Here is a 16,863-nt window from a genome sequence, read left to right as displayed (position 1 = left end):
GCCCGCCCGGTGTGAGCCCGCGCATAGGGTGCGCGTCACGTACGAAAGTCCGTAGTAGGCGGGAGCGTCCCTTTTGAGCGGCACAGACGGTCCTGTCTGTCCTATTTTGCCCTTCCCGGCTCCACTATCGAGGATCGTACGTCACACCTTTGCCACGCAATTTTGCGGCCGCTAAGAATGGCTCTCGTCGCTCAGCGCCGCGGGTTCCCCCCGCGGCGTTTGTGCCGGAAGCACCCGTGTCCCCCGCCGGACAGCGAGCGACCTCCGCGCTATTCGAAGAGGTCCATCTGCCATGCTCAAGAACACCAAGAACCGTGGTCTCGGTCGTGCCATTACCAAGCGTCAGAAGATCGCGATCGCCGGTGTCACCACTCTCGGTGCCGCCGCCCTGGCCATCTCCGCCGTACCCGGTAACGCCCAGACGACCACGGCCGAAGCCCCCGCGGGCAAGGTGGCCTACAGCAACGAGCAGATCAAGGACGTCAAGGGCAAGGTCACCGACCAGCTCGCGTCCGCCGACGTGAAGGCCCAGGACGCCTCCGCCAAGCACAAGGCCGCCGTCGCCGCCGCCAAGCACCGTGCCGCCGTGGCCCACGACAAGCACGTGGCCGCCGAGGCCAACGCCAAGAAGAAGGCCGCCGCCAAGAAGAAGGCCGCGGCCGAGCGCAAGGCCAAGGCGGCCGCCAGCCGGTCCGCCGAGCGCGTCGCGGTCAAGCCGGTCGCCGCCAAGACCTACGCCAACAACCTCGACGGCTGGATCCGTGAGGCCCTGGACATCATGAAGAAGCACGACATCCCGGGCACCTACCACGGCCTGCACAAGAACATCATCCGTGAGTCCTCGGGCAACCCGAACGCGATCAACAACTGGGACATCAACGCCCAGAACGGCGTCCCGTCGATCGGTCTGCTCCAGGTCATCAAGCCGACCTTCGACGCGTACCACGTCCCGGGCACCGCCTGGAGCCAGTACGACCCGGTCGCCAACCTCACCGCCGCCGCCAACTACGCGGCCGACCGGTACGGCTCGATCGACAACGTCAACAGCGCGTACTGAGCGAGGTAGGCGCGGGCCTCAGATTCCGTACGCCGAAGGGCGGCACCCTCCTGACGGGGTGCCGCCCTTCGGGCGTCGTACGGCGCTGACTACTTGCGCATGACCTCGGGCTCGTGGCGACGCAGGAAGCGGGCCACGAAGAAGCCGCAGATCACGCCGAGGATGATCAGGGCGATCATGTCCATGGACCAGGCGCCGACCGTGTGCTCCCACAGCGGGTCGTTGCTCTCGCCCTTGCCGGGCGGGCTGATCCGGTTGAAGTCGAGCGTGGCACCCGCGGCGGCGACCGCCCAGCGCGACGGCATCAGGTACGACAGCTCATTGACACCGACCGAGCCGCTCAGGGGGAACAGACAGCCGGTGAAGACGACCTGGACGATCGCGAACATCACCAGCAGCGGCATGGTCTTCTCGGCGGTCTTCACCAGGGCCGAGATGATCAGGCCGAACATCATCGCGGTGAAGCCCAGTGCCATGATCGGAATGCACAGCTCCACCAGGATCTGGCTCTTGAAGATCAGGCCCTCGTCCGGGATGGTACGGCTGGAGAAGCCGATCACACCGACCATCAGGCCCTGGATCATGGTGATCAGGCCGAGCACGAACACCTTGGACATCAGATACGCGGACCGGGACAGGCCGGTCGCGCGCTCCCGCTCGTAGATCACCCGTTCCTTGATCAGCTCACGCACGGAGTTGGCGGCGCCGGCGAAGCAGGCGCCCACCGCGAGAATCAGCAGGACGGTGAGGGCCGTGCCGTTGGCTACGGGCTTGCCGGTGTTCGGATTGATCTCCGTGTTGACCAGGAGGTCCTTGCCGGAGTCGATGAGCAGGCTCACCGAGCCCAGTACGAGCGGCAGGATGATCGACAGGGCCAGGAAGCCCTTGTCGGAGGCGATCACCGACACATAGCGGCGCACCAGCGTGAGGAACTGCGACATCCAGCCCTGCGGCTTCGGCGGCCGCATCGCCTGCATCGGCGGCATCTGTACGGACTGCGGAGCAATCGCGTCGATGTCCGCGGCGTACATCTGGTAGTGCTGCGAGCCCTTCCAGCGTCCCGCCCAGTCGTAGTCGCGGTAGTTCTCGAAGGCGGAGAAGACATCGGCCCAGGTGTCGTAGCCGAAGAAGTTCAGCGCCTCCTCGGGCGGGCCGAAGTAGGCGACCGCGCCGCCCGGCGCCATCACCAGGAGCTTGTCGCACAGCGCCAGCTCGGCCACCGAGTGGGTGACGACGAGGACCGTACGGCCATCGTCGGCGAGGCCGCGCAGCAGCTGCATGACATCGCGGTCCATGCCCGGGTCGAGGCCCGAGGTGGGCTCGTCCAGGAAGATCAGCGACGGCTTGGTGAGCAGCTCCAGGGCCACGGAGACGCGCTTGCGCTGGCCGCCGGAGAGGGAGGTGACCTTCTTGTCCTTGTGGATGTCCAGCTTCAGCTCACGCAGCACCTCGTCGATACGGGCGTCGCGCTCGGCGCCCGTGGTGTCGGCGGGGAAGCGGAGCTTGGCCGCGTACTTGAGGGCCTTCTTGACGGTCAGTTCCTTGTGCAGGATGTCGTCCTGCGGGACCAGACCGATGCGCTGGCGCAGTTCGGCGAACTGCTTGTAGAGGTTCCGGTTGTCGTAGAGGACGTCGCCCTGGTTGGCGGGGCGGTAGCCGGTGAGTGCCTTGAGCAGGGTGGACTTGCCGGATCCCGACGGGCCGATGACCGCGATGACGGACTTCTCCGGGACGCCGAAGGAGACGTCCTTGAGGATCTGCTTGCCGCCGTCGACCGTGACGGTGAGGTGGCGGGCGGAGAAGGAGACCTCACCGGTGTCGACGAACTCTTCCAGGCGGTCGCCGACGATACGGAACGTGGAGTGACCGACGCCGACGATGTCGGCGGGGCCGAGCATCTGCGAGCCGCCCTTGGCGATCGGCTGGCCGTTGACGTACGTGCCGTTGTGGGAGCCGAGGTCGCGGATCTCCATGCGGCCGTCGGGCGTCGAGTGGAACTCGGCGTGGTGGCGGGAGACCTGGAGGTCGGAGACGACCAGTTCGTTCTCCAGGGCACGGCCGATGCGCATCACGCGGCCGATGGAGAACTGGTGGAACGTGGTGGGGCTGCGGTCGCCGTAGACCGGCGGCGCCCCCGCGCCACCGCCGGGCCCCTGCTGCTGCGGGATGTGCGCGGCCTGCTGCGGCTGCTGCGGTTGTTGCCAACCGGCCTGCTGCTGCGGTGCCTGCTGGGCCGGGGCCTGCTGCGCCCAGCCCGCCTGGGCACCCTGCGCGGCGTACGGCTGCTGCTGCGGCTGGGCCTGCGGCGTGGCGACGGGAGCCGCGGTGCCGGAGAGGTTCAGGCACGGTCCGTCGGTCGCGTTGCCCAGATGCACGGCCGTGCCCGGGCCGATCTCCAGGTGATGGATCCGCTGGCCCTGCACGAAGGTGCCGTTGGTGCTGCCGTGGTCCTCGATGACCCAACTGCGGCCGCTCCAGCTGATCGTGGCATGCCGCCAGGACACCCTGGCGTCGTCGAGCACGATGTCACCCTGCGGATCGCGTCCGAGGGCGTAGGGCCTGGACGGATCGAGCGTCCAGGTCCTTCCATTCAATTCCAGTACGAGTTCCGGCACTCCATGCCCCACTGAGTAGTCCCCCGAGTTACCCCCAACACAGGGAGTCTAGGGATGTCGAACATCGTCGGGAACTATTTCAGGCTCCGCCCCCTGACCGAAAGCCGGGCCTTGTGTGGAGCACGCCCACGCGCTTCGAATGGTTCCGTTGACGGGGTTGAAACCAGCCCGGAGAGTGGTAATCCACGCGAGGGGGACATGCGCGGCGAACAGCCGCACCGCGGATCGGGGGGTCTGCCATGAGCGCGTCCACGTACGTCGAGTCCTCGAAAGACGCGAGGCTGCCCTGGGGAGACATCCTGCTCTCCGCGATCACCGCCGTGAGCTGGGCGTTGATCGGGATGGCGGGCACCGCCGCGCTGGGCCTGCATCTGCTGGAGGCGGACTCGGCGAGCTCGCTGGGTCCGATGACCGCGGCTGTGGTGGCCCTTGGGGCGGGTGGTTCCGTCACCCCGTCCGGGGATGTGTCCGCTTTCGGCTTGACCGGCGCCGAGGCGGCGACCGCCATCGAGATCACGCCACTCGGGGTGAGCCTCGTCGGCGCGGTCCTGCTGTCGTGGTTCTTCTTACGGTCCTTGCGGGGCGCGGGAGTTGTGATCGCACCGGCCGAACTCCTCGCGCGCGCGAGCGCGGTGGTCGCGCTGTTCGTCGCGACGCTGGGCGGCCTCGCGTGGGCCGGGCACGACGTCATCACGATCGACGGGAGTGCGCTGGGCCTCGACGACCTGCCGGGCGGGGGTGGCGGTGGCGGCGGTCTGGAGATCCCCGGCGTCGGTGACATCGGCGGGCTGCTGCCCGACCAGATCGGCGACCTGATCGACGCCAAGGCGGCCGTCGGCTTCACCGTGGACACCGCGCCGACGCTGCTCGGCGGCCTCGGCTGGTCCGCCGGCATCCTGCTGATCGCCCTGCTGGCCTCGCGCCGCACGCCGCTTCCCCGCGCCTGGGACGCCGTGCACCGCGTCGTACGGCCCGCCGTGTCCGCCCTCGTCACGGTGCTGCTGGTGGCGGTGGCGGCCGGGTTCGCGGCGGCGGCGTACGCGGCGATCGGCGACGACCACCCCAAGCGGATCGCGGGCGCCGCGCTGCTGGGCGCCCCGAACGGCGTATGGCTCGGCATCCCCATCGGCCTGTTCGTCCCGTTCGACGGCCGGGCGACGGGCGTCCTGGTGAGCGTGCTCCCGGACCCCCTGGACGACCTCCTGAACAGCGGCGCCGACCAGTCCGTGACACTGGGCCGACTGGCCGACCTGGACGGGCGAGTGTGGCTGCTGGGGGTCGCGGTGGCGATGATGACGCTGCTCGCGGGGGTGCTCACGGCTGTGCGGACCCCGGTGGCCCCGGGGGTGACGGGGGGTGATCAGGGAGACGTACGGGATCCGGGCGCCCTCCGTTTCGCCGGGCGGTGTGCGCTGCGGCTCGGGGTCGTCATGGCGTTGGCGGTGCCGTTGCTGGCCTGGCTGACGGAAGTGTCCGTGGACGCGTCGCTGTCGGTGCTCGGGTTCGACGCGTTCGGTGCCGGGGTGCGGTTGCAGGGGAACCTCGGCATGGCCCTGGTCCTCGGGGCGGCCTGGGGGGCGGGGGCGGGTGCCGTGGGGGCGTTGCTGGCCCGCGCGACCGGGGCCGCGGGGGTGCGGGCGGCGCCGTTGGCTCGGGGTACAGGAGGCGGGGCGACCGGGGCTGCCGGAGCCTCGTCGTACGCGAGCCGGTCCGGGCCGTACGCGCCGGGCACGCCGTATCGGCCGCCGAACCCGGCGACGAACCCGTATCTGCGGGTGCCGGAAGAACTGAGCGAGCCGGAGGACGCCCGTCCGCCGTACGGTGACCCGCCCACGGATCGGGAGGACGTGTACGGCGCCCCCACCGTCGTACGGCCGATCGAGCCGCCCGCGAGGTCGCCCCGGCCTCCCCGACGGCGCGGGAACCAGGGGTCGTCCGGCACGGGTGAGGGGCCACCGCCACCGCCGCCGCCCCCTCCTCCCCCACCGCCGGGGAAGCCGAAAGGGCGCCCGTGAGATCTGAGCCGGTCCCATCGGTGTGCGGCATCCGGTGCAGGTGGCCGGGCCGTGTCTCCACAGGTGTCGCCGAGGTGGTTCACAGTCTCTGGTGCGGTGGTGGCCGTGATGTAAAGCCGTCGCCATCCGGCCGACACCCAGTGTTCCGTGTCCGCTAGACGGACCTCAGGGGCGGCAGGCACTGGGTGCCGGATACGGTGGAAGCACCATGAGCGCTTCGCAGACCTCTGATATCCCCGCTGATGTCCCCACTCTTCTCGTCAAGATCTTCGGGAAGGACAGGCCGGGCATCACGGCCGGCCTCTTCGACACGCTGGCCGCCTACTCCGTCGACGTGGTCGACATCGAGCAGGTCGTCACCCGTGGCCGGATCACGCTGTGCGCACTCGTGACGCAGCCGCCGGCCGGTAGGGAGGGGGATCTGCGGGCGACCGTCCACAGCTGGGCGGAGTCGATGAAGATGCAGGCGGAGATCATCTCCGGCCGGGGCGACAACCGCCCGCGCGGCCTCGGACGGTCGCTGGTGACCGTGCTCGGGCACCCGCTCACCGCGGAGGCGACCGCCGCCGTCGCCGCCGAGATCACCAGGTCCGGCGCCAATATCGACCGTATCTTCCGGCTCGCCAAGTACCCCGTGACGGCGGTGGAGTTCGCGGTGTCCGGCGCGGAGACCGAGCCGCTGCGCACCGCCCTGGTGACGGAGGCGGCGGCACTGGGTGTCGACATCGCCGTCGTCGCCGCCGGACTGCATCGGCGCGCCCAGCGGCTCGTCGTCATGGACGTGGACTCCACGCTCATCCAGGACGAGGTGATCGAGCTCTTCGCGGCGCACGCCGGCTGTGAGGACGAGGTGGCCGAGGTGACGGCGGCCGCGATGCGTGGTGAGCTGGACTTCGAGCAGTCGCTGCACGCGCGCGTGGCGCTCCTGGCGGGGCTGGACGCCTCCGTGGTGGAGAAGGTGCGCAGCGAGGTGCGGCTGACGCCGGGCGCGCGCACCCTGATCCGTACGCTGAAGCGGCTCGGCTATCAAGTGGGGGTCGTCTCGGGTGGGTTCACTCAGGTCACCGATGATCTGAAGGAGCGGCTCGGGCTGGACTTCGCCCAGGCGAACACGCTGGAGATCGCCGACGGAAAGCTCACCGGCAAGGTGACCGGCGAGATCGTGGACCGGGCGGGCAAGGCGCGGCTGCTGCGCCGGTTCGCCGCCGAGGCCGGTGTGCCGCTGTCGCAGACGGTGGCGATCGGTGACGGTGCCAATGACCTGGACATGCTGAACGCGGCCGGTCTGGGCGTCGCCTTCAATGCCAAGCCGATGGTGCGGGAGGCCGCGCACACGGCGGTCAATGTGCCGTTCCTGGACACGGTCCTGTATCTGCTCGGTGTCACCCGCGAAGAGGTCGAGTCGGCGGACATGCACGAAGAGGACTGACCTACCCGCACGCACAGGGGCCCGGCACCGCGACGGTGCCGGGCCCCTTCGTGCGGGTAGGTCACTCGGATGGCGCCCAGTAGTCGAGCAGAGTGGCCGCGCCGGGCTCCAGCGCCTTCCAGGTGCCGCTGAAGGAGAGCACGGCGAAGGCGGCGGCCGGGAAGCCCCGGCGGCTCATCCGCTCGCGGGCATCGCCGTCGGCGGAGCCGGAAAGGATCTCGGCGAGGCCCTGGACGCCGGGGTTGTGGCCGATCAGCAGGACGCTCTGCGTGTCGTCGGGCGTTTCGTTGAGCACGGCGATCAGCTCGCCGGGCGAGGCCTCGTAGACCCGCTCTTCGTAGATGGTTTTCGGCCGGTGCGGGAACTCATGGACTGCGAGCTTCCAGGTCTCCCGGGTCCGGGTCGCGGTGGAGCACAGGGCCAGATCGAAGGGGATGGCGGTGTCGGCCAGCCTGCGTCCGGCCTCTGCCGCGTCCAGTCGGCCCCGGTCGGCGAGCGGCCGCTCATGGTCGGTCACCTGTGGCCAGTCGGCTTTCGCATGCCGGAAGAGGACAATCCTGCGGGGTTCTGCGACGCTCATGAGATCCAGCTTCGCATGAAACAGGCCATGGGGCGCAGGGAGTTGACGGGCGGCTTTCGCGGTGCTCAGCGCGTGATCAACTGCTGTATGTGCGCGAAGAGCTGGGTGATCGCGGGCTCGGCGGTGGCGGCGTGCGCGTCCGACGGGTTCAGGATCAGCGTCAGCAGGGTGACGAAGGCGAGCGTCGGCAGGGCGAGGGCCCACCAGGGCAGCCGGATGTCGGCGCGGCCCGTGGACGCCGGGTGGGTCGGGGTGTGCGTACGGGCCGACATGATGCCTCCGTGGGTCTTCGAGTGCCGGTGTTCGCCTGTCGCGGTCACACTTCGAAGTTACGGATTCCCGGGCCCTCAACCCATCCGGTGATCCACCCAGTTGACCCTGACACTCACCCCCTAGGGGATGGTGGTGCTAGCCCCACCATCGGCGTGCCGAGGGGTGACGGGGGTGGCCGTCGGGAGGCCCGGGTCAGGGAGAGGCGATCGTCGCGATGACGGCGATGATCACGAAGATGGCGAAGAACGTGCCGAAGACGAGCAGCATCTTCTTCTGGCCGTTCTGGGGGTTCGGGTCGAGCACTGGCATGGGGCAAGTCTCGCACCCACCGCCCACGGCCGGTCCGCCGGGGGTGAGGTCAGCGGACCGTCTCGTCCTCCACGGTGCGGTTGCGTCCCGCGAGGACGCCCACCGCCATCTGGGGGATCATCAGGCCGGCCATGAGGGCGATCGGCAGGCCCCAGCCGCCGCTGTGCTGGTAGAGCACGCCGACCAGGAGGGGGCCGGGGATGGAGATCAGATAGCCGGTGCTCTGCGCGAAGCCCGACAGCTGGGCCACGCCCGCGCTGCTCCGGGCCCGCATGCCGACCATGGTCAGGGCCAGCGGGAACGAGCAGTTGGAGACGCCGAGCAGCACGGCCCAGACCCAGGCACCACCGACCGGCGCGAGATACAGCCCGGCGTAGCCGACGAGGCCGCAGGCGCCCAGGGCTAGCACGATCGGCCCCTGGTGGGGCAGTCGGGTGGCCAGGCGCGGGATGACGAAGGCCAGCGGCACGCCCATCACCATGGTCACGGCGAGCAGCAGCCCGGCCGTACTCGCATGTACCCCCGAGTCCCGGAAGATCTGGGCCATCCAGCCCATCGTGATGTAGGCGCCGGTGGCCTGGAGGCCGAAGTAGACGGCGAGGGCCCAGGCGGTGCGGCTTCGGGTGATGCGCACCGGGGGCGTGTCCACGCGCGCGTGGTCCTCCCTCGCGGACGGCGCGGGAGCGGGCTTCCGGTCCCGTACGAAGGGGATCCACGGCAGCACGGCCGTCACCCCGAGCGCGCCCCAGACGGCGAGCCCGGTCTGCCAACTCCCGCCGAGCATCTCGGTCATGGGCACCGTCACGGCCGCCGCGGAGGCGGTGCCGAGGGCGAGGGCCATCGAGTACAGGCCGGTCATGGAGCCGACGCGGTCCGGGAACCAGCGCTTGACGATGACCGGCATCAGGACGTTGCTGACGGCGATGCCCATGAGGGCGAGCGCGGTGGCGGCCAGGAAGCCGGGTGTGCTGCCCACGTACGGCCGTATGAGCAGGCCCGTGGTGATGGCGGCCATGCCGGCGCAGACCACGGCGCCGGGGCCGAAGCGGCGGGCCAGGCGCGGGGCGGTGACGCCGAAGACGGCGAAGCACAGCGGGGGCACCGAGGTGAGGAGTCCGGCGACGCTGCCGCTCATGCCGAGCGCGTCGCGGACCTCTTCCAGAAGGGCGCCGAGACTGGTGATGGCGGGGCGGAGGTTCAGGGCGGTCAGCACGATGGCGAGCATGACCAGCCGGATCGTCCACGCGCGCGTGGCGGGCTCTGTGCCGGTGTGTGCCTCGGGGGTGGGTATGCGCATGGACGTCACCGTCCGGGTTTCCTCGCTTGCCATGAGACCCATCATAGAATCATGGGATGATTGGTTGTCCACCCCGGGGCCACTCCGTCCCGGTCCTGATCAGCGAAGGTGTGCCATGCCTCTGAGCCACCCCCGGCGCTCGGCGCTGTCCGAGCAGGTCATCGCGGCTTTGCGGAACCAGATCGCCTCGGGCGAATGGCCCGTCGGCTCCCGTATCCCGACCGAGCCCGAGCTGGTCGAGCAGCTCGGTGTGGCCCGCAACACGGTCCGCGAGGCGGTCCGCGCCCTCGCGCACAACGGCCTGCTGGACATCCGCCAGGGCTCCGGCACCTATGTGGTGGCGACCAGCGAGCTGGCGGGCGTGATGCACCGCCGCTTCACCGACGCCGACCCCCGGCACATCGCGGAGCTGCGTTCCACGCTGGAGTCGGGTGCCGCGAAGCTGGCCGCCGAGCGGCGCACGGAGAAGGACCTCAAGCAGCTCGACACGCTGCTGGCGCGGCGCGAGGAGGCCTGGGAGTCGGGTGACACGGAGGCGTTCGTCGCGGCGGACGCGACCTTCCACCTGGCCGTGGTCGCGGCCTCCCACAACGATGTGATGACCGCGATGTACGCGGACCTGGGCGAGGTCCTGGTGGACTGGCTGCGCGACGACGTCGGCACCGAACTGACACCGGAGACCTATCTGGACCACACGCGGCTGGTGGACGCGATCCGCGCGGGCGACGCCTCGGCGGCCACGGACGAGGCGGCGGGCTATCCCTTCCACTGCCGTCCGGGACGCGTCAGCCCTCCCGCCGGTGACTGACCCACGCCGAGTCGATCTCCTTCCAGCAGCGGGCGGTCAGCCGCACGGTCTGCGCGGGCTCGGCGTCCACCGCTGAGCCGTCGCTGTCGAGGTCCCACCAGCGGGCGCACTCCACATGCAGGGTCACGCTGTCGGTCTCCGGATAGGGGTTGTGGCAGTACGCGGTCACCCGGGAGCCGGTGACGCTGATCCGGCACGCGGCGCCGAACGGCTCCCCGGGCTCGGTCTCGGCGACCGCTTCGGCGGAGTGCACACGCGCGTGGGCGATCGCCGCGCAGGACACGGGCAGGACGAGTGCGACGGCGACGGTCGCTGAGGCCAAGCGGCGGGACAAGCGCACAACGGGACCTCCTCGGCCGTACGGGAGAGGGGTTCACGCGACGGAACGCGTACTCCAACAGTGCGCGGTCACCCACCTGGCCCGCCTCGACTGATGGGCCGAACGGGTGACGCCCCGCTCCCCCGCGCGGGCGGGAGAACGGGGCGTCGACGCAGGTGGGATCAGGCGCCGATGGCGTGCAGGCCGCCGTCCACGTGGATGATCTCGCCGGTGGTCTTCGGGAACCAGTCGCTCAGCAGCGCGACGATGCCGCGGCCGGCCGGCTCGGGGTCCTGGAGGTCCCACTCCAGTGGGGAGCGGCTGTCCCACACGGAGGCCAGGTCGCTGAAGCCCGGGATGGACTTGGCGGCCATGGAGCCGATCGGGCCGGCCGAGACCAGGTTGCAGCGGATGTTCTGCTTGCCCAGGTCACGGGCCATGTAGCGGCTGGTGGCCTCCAGGGCGGCCTTGGCCGGGCCCATCCAGTCGTACTGCGGCCAGGCGTACTGCGCGTCGAAGGTGAGACCGACGACCGAGCCGCCGTTCTGCATCAGCGGCAGACAGGCCATGGTCAGCGACTTCAGGGAGTACGCCGAGACATGCATGGCGGTGGCGACCGACTCGAACGGCGTGTTCAGGAAGTTGCCGCCGAGCGCGTCCTGCGGGGCGAAGCCGATGGAGTGCACGACGCCGTCGAGGCCGCCGAGCTCCTCGCCGACGATGTCGGCCAGGCGGGCGAGGTGCTCGTCGTTGGTGACGTCGAGCTCGATGACCTTGGTGGGCTTCGGGAGCTTCTTGGCGATGCGCTCGGTCAGCGTGGGCCGCGGGAAGGCGGTCAGGATGACCTCGGCGCCCTGCTCCTGGGCCAGCTTGGCGGCGTGGAAGGCGATGGAGGCCTCCGTCAGCACACCGGTGATCAGGATGCGCTTGCCCTCGAGAATTCCGCTCATGGTGATCAGTGACCCATTCCCAGTCCGCCGTCAACGGGGATGACGGCTCCAGTGATGTACGAGGCGTCGTCCGAGGCGAGGAACCGCACCGTCGCGGCGATCTCCTCCGGCTGCGCGTAACGGCCGAGCGGGACCTGCGACACGATGTTCGCGCGCTGCTCGTCGGTGAGCACCTTGGTCATGTCGGTGTCGACGAAGCCGGGCGCGACGACGTTGAAGGTGATGTTGCGCGAGCCCAGCTCACGGGCGAGGGAGCGCGAGAAGCCGACCAGGGCGGCCTTGGAGGCGGCGTAGTTCGCCTGGCCGGGACCGCCGTAGAGCCCGACGACCGACGAGATGAGCACGACGCGGCCCTTCTTGGCGCGCAGCATGCCGCGGTTGGCGCGCTTGACGACCCGGAAGGTGCCGGTGAGGTTGGTGTCGACGACCGAGGTGAAGTCCTCCTCGGACATCCGCATCAGGAGCTGGTCCTTGGTGATGCCGGCGTTGGCGATCAGCACCTCGACCGGGCCGTGCTCGGCCTCGATCTCCTTGTAGGCCTGCTCCACCTGCTCGGTGTCGGTGATGTCGCACTTGACGGCCAGGAAGCCGGCCGGCGGCTCACCCGAGCGGTATGTGATCGCGACCTTGTCGCCGGCGTCGGCGAAAGCGCGGGCGATGGCGAGGCCGATGCCCCGGTTGCCTCCGGTGACGAGAACCGAGCGGCTCAACGGATCACCCTTTCGATAGGGGTCTGACACACCCGCCCGAACAGCGTGATGACAGGCGGCTTCTCCGAAAACCTATCGGGCCGGTCGCGGCGGGGGACATTCGGGCACCGACAGTGGCTAACGGGAGTCACTGTCGGGTCTCTACAGAAACAGGCCGACTCCAGCCGGAAACATGTGGTCCGCTGCCCCGCCCGCGCGAAATGATCGGGCCGACAGGCCACGACAGCAGGGAGACCTCCGTGCCTCATACGATCGATGAAGCCTTCACGGCGCTTCCGCTACGCGCCCTGGCCGACGCGGCGCTGGCACGCGCGCGTGCGCTGGGTGCCGAGCACGCGGACTTCCGGTTCGAGCGGGTGCGCAGCGCGTCATGGCGGCTGCGGGACGCCAGGCTCGCCGGGTCCTCGGACACCACCGACCTGGGCTATGCGGTGCGGGTGGTGCACGGCGGGACCTGGGGGTTCGCGTCCGGGGTGGATCTGACGCTGGACGCCGCCGCCAAGGTCGCCTCGCAGGCGGTGGCGATGGCGAAGCTGTCCGCCCAGGTGATCAAGGCGGCCGGTTCCGACGAGCGGGTGGAGCTCGCCGACGAGCCCGTGCACAGGGACCGGACCTGGATCTCGTCGTACGAGATCGACCCCTTCACGGTGCCCGACGAGGAGAAGTCGGGGCTGCTGGCGGACTGGAGCGCGCGGCTGCTGGCGGCGGACGGCGTCAATCATGTGGACGCCTCGCTGCTCACCGTCCATGAGAACAAGTTCTATGCCGACACCGCCGGGACGGTGACGACCCAGCAGCGGGTCCGGCTGCACCCGCAGCTGACCGCCGTGTCGGTGGACGAGTCGAGCGGCGAGTTCGACTCCATGCGCACCATCGCGCCGCCGGTCGGACGCGGCTGGGAGTACCTGACGGGAACCGGCTGGGACTGGGAGGGCGAGCTGGAGCGGATCCCGGAGCTGCTCGCCGAGAAGATGCGGGCGCCGAGCGTCGAGGCGGGGCCGTACGACCTCGTCGTGGACCCCTCCAACCTGTGGCTGACCGTCCACGAGTCCATCGGCCACGCCACCGAACTGGACCGCGCCCTCGGCTACGAGGCCGCCTACGCAGGCACCTCCTTCGCCACCTTCGACCAGCTCGGCAAGCTGCGGTACGGCTCGGACCTGATGAACGTCACCGGTGACCGAACCGCCGAGCACGGCCTCGCGACCATCGGCTACGACGACGAAGGCGTCGCGGGCCAGTCCTGGGACCTGGTGAAGGACGGCACCCTGGTCGGCTACCAGCTCGACCGGCGCATCGCGAAGCTGACCGGGTTCGAGCGGTCCAACGGGTGCGCATACGCCGACTCCCCGGGGCACGTGCCGGTGCAGCGCATGGCCAATGTCTCGCTGCAGCCGGATCCGGCCGGGATGTCGACCGAGGATCTGATCGGCAGCGTCGACCGCGGGATCTATGTCGTCGGCGACCGGTCCTGGTCGATCGACATGCAGCGCTACAACTTCCAGTTCACCGGACAGCGGTTCTTCAAGATCGAGAACGGGCGGATCACCGGTCAGCTGCGGGACGTGGCCTACCAGGCGACGACCACCGACTTCTGGGGCTCGATGGCGGCGGTGGGCGGTCCGCAGACCTATGTCCTGGGCGGCGCCTTCAACTGCGGCAAGGCCCAGCCGGGGCAGGTCGCGGCCGTCTCGCACGGCTGCCCGTCGGCCCTCTTCAAGGGCGTCAACATTCTGAACACCACCCAGGAGGCCGGTCGATGAGCCCGCGCACCAACAAGCCGCACGAGATCGTCGAGCGGGCCCTGGAGCTGTCCCGGGCCGACGGGTGCGTCGTCATCGCCGACGAGCAGTCGACCGCCAATCTGCGCTGGGCGGGCAACGCGCTCACCACGAACGGCGTCACGCGCGGGCGCACGCTCACCGTCGTCGCGACCGTCGACGGCAAGGAGGGCACGGCCTCCGGCGTCGTGTCCCGGTCCGCCGTGATCATGGACGAGCTGGAGCCGCTGGTGCGGGCCGCCGAGGCCGCCGCGCGCGGTGCCGGGCCCGCCGAGGACGCACAGCCGCTGGTGACGGACGTACCCGCGTCCCAGGACTTCACCGACGCCCCGGCCGAGACGTCGTCCGCCGTGTTCGCCGACTTCGCGCCGGCGCTCGGCGAGGCGTTCGCACGCGCGCGTGCGGGCGGACGGGAGCTGTACGGCTTCGCCAACCATGAGCTGGTGTCGACGTACGTGGGTACGTCGACGGGGCTGCGGCTGCGGCACGACCAGCCCAACGGGACGCTGGAGGTGAACGCCAAGTCGCCGGACCGTACGCGCTCGGCGTGGGCAGGGCGCTCCACACGGGACTTCAAGGACGTGGACCCGACCGCGCTGGACGCCGAGCTGGCCGTACGCCTCGGCTGGGCCGAGCGGCGTCTGGAGCTGCCGGCGGGACGGTACGAGACGGTGCTGCCGCCGACCGCCGTGGCCGACCTGCTGATCTACCAGATGTGGTCGGCGTCGGGGCGGGACGCGGTCGAGGGCCGGACCGTGTTCTCCAAGCCCGGCGGCAAGACACGCGTCGGCGAGAAGCTGAGCGAGCTGCCGCTGACGCTGCGCAGCGACCCGAACGAGCCGGGCCTGGAGTCCGCGCCCTTCGTGATCGCGCACTCCTCCGGCGGCGACCAGTCGGTGTTCGACAACGGGCTGCCGCTCGCGGCCACCGAGTGGATGAGCCGGGGCGAGCTGAAGCACCTGATGACCACCCGGCACAGCGCGGGGCTGACCGGGCTGTCCGTGGCGCCCGGCATCGACAATCTGATCCTGGAGGGCGGCGAGGACCGCTCGCTCGAGGAGATGGTCGCCGCCACCGAGCGCGGGCTGCTGCTGACCTGCCTGTGGTACATCCGCGAGGTCGACCCGGCGACGCTGCTGCTCACCGGCCTGACCCGGGACGGTGTCTACCTCGTCGAGAACGGCGAGGTGACCGGCGAGGTCAACAACTTCCGGTTCAACGAGTCGCCGGTGGACCTGATCGGGCGGGCCACGGAGGCGGGTCGCACCGAGAAGACGCTGCCCAGGGAGTGGAGCGACTGGTTCACCAGGGCGGCCATGCCGGCGCTGCGCGTCCCCGATTTCAACATGAGCTCTGTCAGTCAGGGCGTATAACCTCGTAGTCGGCTGTCACCCGACTGCCCGAGATCATCAAGGAGACACGAGAACCGTGACGGACATCGTCGACGAGCTGAAGTGGCGTGGCGTGATCGCCCTGTCCACTGACGAGGACGCATTGCGCAAGGCGCTCGCGGACGGTCCCGTCACGTTCTATTGCGGTTTCGACCCGACCGCGGCCAGCCTGCACGTCGGCCACCTGGTCCAGGTCCTCACCATGCGCCGCCTCCAGCAGGCGGGCCTGCGCCCGCTGGCGCTGGTCGGCGGCGCCACGGGCCAGATCGGCGACCCGCGCCCCACGGCCGAGCGCACGCTGAACGACCCGGAGACGGTCGCGAACTGGGTGACCCGGCTGCGCGGGCAGATCGAGCCCTTCCTCTCCTTCGAGGGCGACAACGCCGCGGTGATGGTGAACAACCTGGACTGGACGGCCGGTCTGTCGGCCATCGAGTTCCTGCGGGACATCGGCAAGCACTTCCGCGTCAACAAGATGCTCACCAAGGACTCCGTGGCCCGCCGGCTCCAGTCCGAAGAGGGCATCAGCTACACCGAGTTCAGCTACCAGCTGCTCCAGGGCATGGACTTCCTGGAGCTGTACCGGCGGCATGGCTGCACGCTCCAGCAGGGCGGCAGCGACCAGTGGGGCAACCTCACGGCCGGTCTGGACCTGATCCACCGGCTGGAGCCGCACGCGGCGGTGCACGCGCTGGCGACGCCGCTGATGACCAAGGCGGACGGCACCAAGTTCGGCAAGACCGAGGGCGGCGCCATCTGGCTCGACCCGGAGATGACGACGCCGTACGCGTTCTACCAGTTCTGGCTGAACGCGGACGACCGGGACGTCTCTACGTACATGCGCATCCTGTCCTTCAAGTCCCGTGCGGAGCTGGAGGGGCTGGAGAAGCAGACGGAGGAGCGTCCGCAGGCGCGGGCCGCGCAGCGGGCTCTCGCCGAGGAGCTGACGACGCTGGTGCATGGCGCCGAGCAGACGGCCGCAGTCATTGCCGCGTCTCGCGCCCTCTTCGGTCAGGGTGAGTTGGCCGAGCTGGATGCGGCGACGTTGGCTGCGGCGCTGTCCGAGGTGCCGCATGTTCGGGTTGCCGAGCTTGGCGCGGTGGTTGATCTTTTCGCCGAGGTCGGGCTGGTGGCCAGCAAGTCGGCTGCGCGGCGGACCGTGAAGGAGGGCGGGGCATACGTGAACAACGTCAAGGTCGCCGGGGAGGATGCCGTGCCTGCGAAGGAGGACCTTCTGCATGGGCGGTGGCTGGTGCTGCGGCGAGGGAAGAAGAACCTGGCGGCCGTAGAGGTTACGGGCGTCTAGCGGGTTCGCCGCAGGGGTGCGGT

Annotated in this window: 15 protein-coding genes; 7 read left to right on the top strand and 8 right to left on the bottom strand. The window is 69.9% G+C overall.

Going from position 1 to position 16,863, the window contains the following annotated elements:
- Window positions 1–292 precede the first annotated feature (292 nt).
- The gene (locus IE325_RS17285) at window positions 293–1,057 is read left to right on the top strand and encodes a transglycosylase SLT domain-containing protein (RefSeq protein WP_190070793.1); all 765 of its coding nucleotides are present in this window, start codon (window positions 293–295) and stop codon (window positions 1,055–1,057) included.
- 89 nt (window positions 1,058–1,146) lie between these two features.
- On the opposite strand, the gene IE325_RS17280 is transcribed toward IE325_RS17285, so the two are convergent.
- Entirely contained in the window at window positions 1,147–3,672 is a 2,526-nt protein-coding gene (locus IE325_RS17280) for an ABC transporter ATP-binding protein/permease (RefSeq protein WP_190070792.1), read from the bottom strand.
- A gap of 239 nt (window positions 3,673–3,911) precedes the next feature.
- Here IE325_RS17280 and IE325_RS17275 point away from each other — a divergent pair, with 239 nt between their 5' ends.
- Together IE325_RS17275 and serB are read left to right on the top strand one after the other, a co-directional pair.
- Window positions 3,912–5,687 (top strand): streptophobe family protein, encoded by a 1,776-nt coding sequence (locus tag IE325_RS17275; RefSeq protein WP_190070791.1) that lies wholly within the window; start codon window positions 3,912–3,914, stop codon window positions 5,685–5,687.
- 208 nt (window positions 5,688–5,895) lie between these two features.
- Window positions 5,896–7,116, top strand: coding sequence for a phosphoserine phosphatase SerB (gene serB / locus IE325_RS17270; RefSeq protein WP_190070790.1), 1,221 nt, complete (start codon window positions 5,896–5,898; stop codon window positions 7,114–7,116).
- Window positions 7,117–7,177: 61 nt separating this feature from the next.
- Here the strand turns inward: serB and IE325_RS17265 are convergent, their stop codons facing one another.
- From IE325_RS17265 to IE325_RS17255, 4 genes are all read right to left on the bottom strand, one after another.
- On the bottom strand, window positions 7,178–7,696 hold the full coding sequence (locus IE325_RS17265) for a SixA phosphatase family protein (protein ID WP_190070789.1): 519 nt from the start codon (window positions 7,694–7,696) through the stop codon (window positions 7,178–7,180).
- Window positions 7,697–7,761: 65 nt separating this feature from the next.
- Window positions 7,762–7,968 carry a hypothetical protein gene (locus IE325_RS17260; RefSeq protein WP_190070844.1) on the bottom strand — a complete coding sequence of 69 codons (207 nt, stop codon included), beginning with the start codon at window positions 7,966–7,968 and terminating at the stop codon, window positions 7,762–7,764.
- Window positions 7,969–8,161: 193 nt separating this feature from the next.
- Window positions 8,162–8,278, bottom strand: a complete 117-nt coding sequence (locus IE325_RS46655; protein WP_268256357.1) for an SGM_5486 family transporter-associated protein — start codon at window positions 8,276–8,278, stop codon at window positions 8,162–8,164.
- Window positions 8,279–8,327: 49 nt separating this feature from the next.
- Entirely contained in the window at window positions 8,328–9,620 is a 1,293-nt protein-coding gene (locus IE325_RS17255; protein WP_190070788.1) for a CynX/NimT family MFS transporter, read from the bottom strand.
- Between the two features lie 70 nt (window positions 9,621–9,690).
- Here IE325_RS17255 and IE325_RS17250 point away from each other — a divergent pair, with 70 nt between their 5' ends.
- Window positions 9,691–10,383 carry a FadR/GntR family transcriptional regulator gene (locus IE325_RS17250; RefSeq protein ID WP_190070787.1) on the top strand — a complete coding sequence of 231 codons (693 nt, stop codon included), beginning with the start codon at window positions 9,691–9,693 and terminating at the stop codon, window positions 10,381–10,383.
- Here the strand turns inward: IE325_RS17250 and IE325_RS17245 are convergent.
- The 3 genes from IE325_RS17245 to fabG form a co-directional block, all read right to left on the bottom strand.
- Window positions 10,361–10,723 (bottom strand): hypothetical protein, encoded by a 363-nt coding sequence (locus IE325_RS17245; protein WP_190070786.1) that lies wholly within the window; start codon window positions 10,721–10,723, stop codon window positions 10,361–10,363. The genes IE325_RS17250 and IE325_RS17245 overlap by 23 nt on opposite strands.
- 161 nt (window positions 10,724–10,884) lie before the next feature.
- Window positions 10,885–11,652, bottom strand: a complete 768-nt coding sequence (gene fabI / locus IE325_RS17240) for an enoyl-ACP reductase FabI (RefSeq protein ID WP_190070785.1) — start codon at window positions 11,650–11,652, stop codon at window positions 10,885–10,887.
- Between the two features lie 5 nt (window positions 11,653–11,657).
- Window positions 11,658–12,362 (bottom strand): 3-oxoacyl-[acyl-carrier-protein] reductase, encoded by a 705-nt coding sequence (gene fabG / locus IE325_RS17235; protein ID WP_190070784.1) that lies wholly within the window; start codon window positions 12,360–12,362, stop codon window positions 11,658–11,660.
- Window positions 12,363–12,601: 239 nt separating this feature from the next.
- Between fabG and IE325_RS17230 the strand changes: the two genes are divergently transcribed.
- Genes IE325_RS17230 through tyrS form a run of 3 tightly spaced genes read left to right on the top strand, consistent with a single transcriptional unit; the run spans window position 12,602 to window position 16,840 of the window.
- Window positions 12,602–14,125 carry a TldD/PmbA family protein gene (locus tag IE325_RS17230; RefSeq protein WP_190070783.1) on the top strand — a complete coding sequence of 508 codons (1,524 nt, stop codon included), beginning with the start codon at window positions 12,602–12,604 and terminating at the stop codon, window positions 14,123–14,125.
- Complete coding sequence (locus IE325_RS17225) at window positions 14,122–15,516, top strand: metallopeptidase TldD-related protein (RefSeq protein WP_190070782.1); 1,395 nt, start codon at window positions 14,122–14,124, stop codon at window positions 15,514–15,516. Before IE325_RS17230 ends, IE325_RS17225 begins: the two co-directional genes overlap by 4 nt.
- 55 nt (window positions 15,517–15,571) lie before the next feature.
- Window positions 15,572–16,840, top strand: a complete 1,269-nt coding sequence (gene tyrS, locus IE325_RS17220) for a tyrosine--tRNA ligase (protein WP_190070781.1) — start codon at window positions 15,572–15,574, stop codon at window positions 16,838–16,840.
- The last annotated feature ends 23 nt before the right edge of the window (window positions 16,841–16,863 follow it).

Source organism: Streptomyces lanatus (genome assembly GCF_014655715.1).
Taxonomy (GTDB): Bacteria; Actinomycetota; Actinomycetes; order Streptomycetales; family Streptomycetaceae; genus Streptomyces; species Streptomyces lanatus.
Note: the sequence above shows the minus strand (reverse complement) of the source record. Positions and strands in the feature narration are given on the sequence as shown.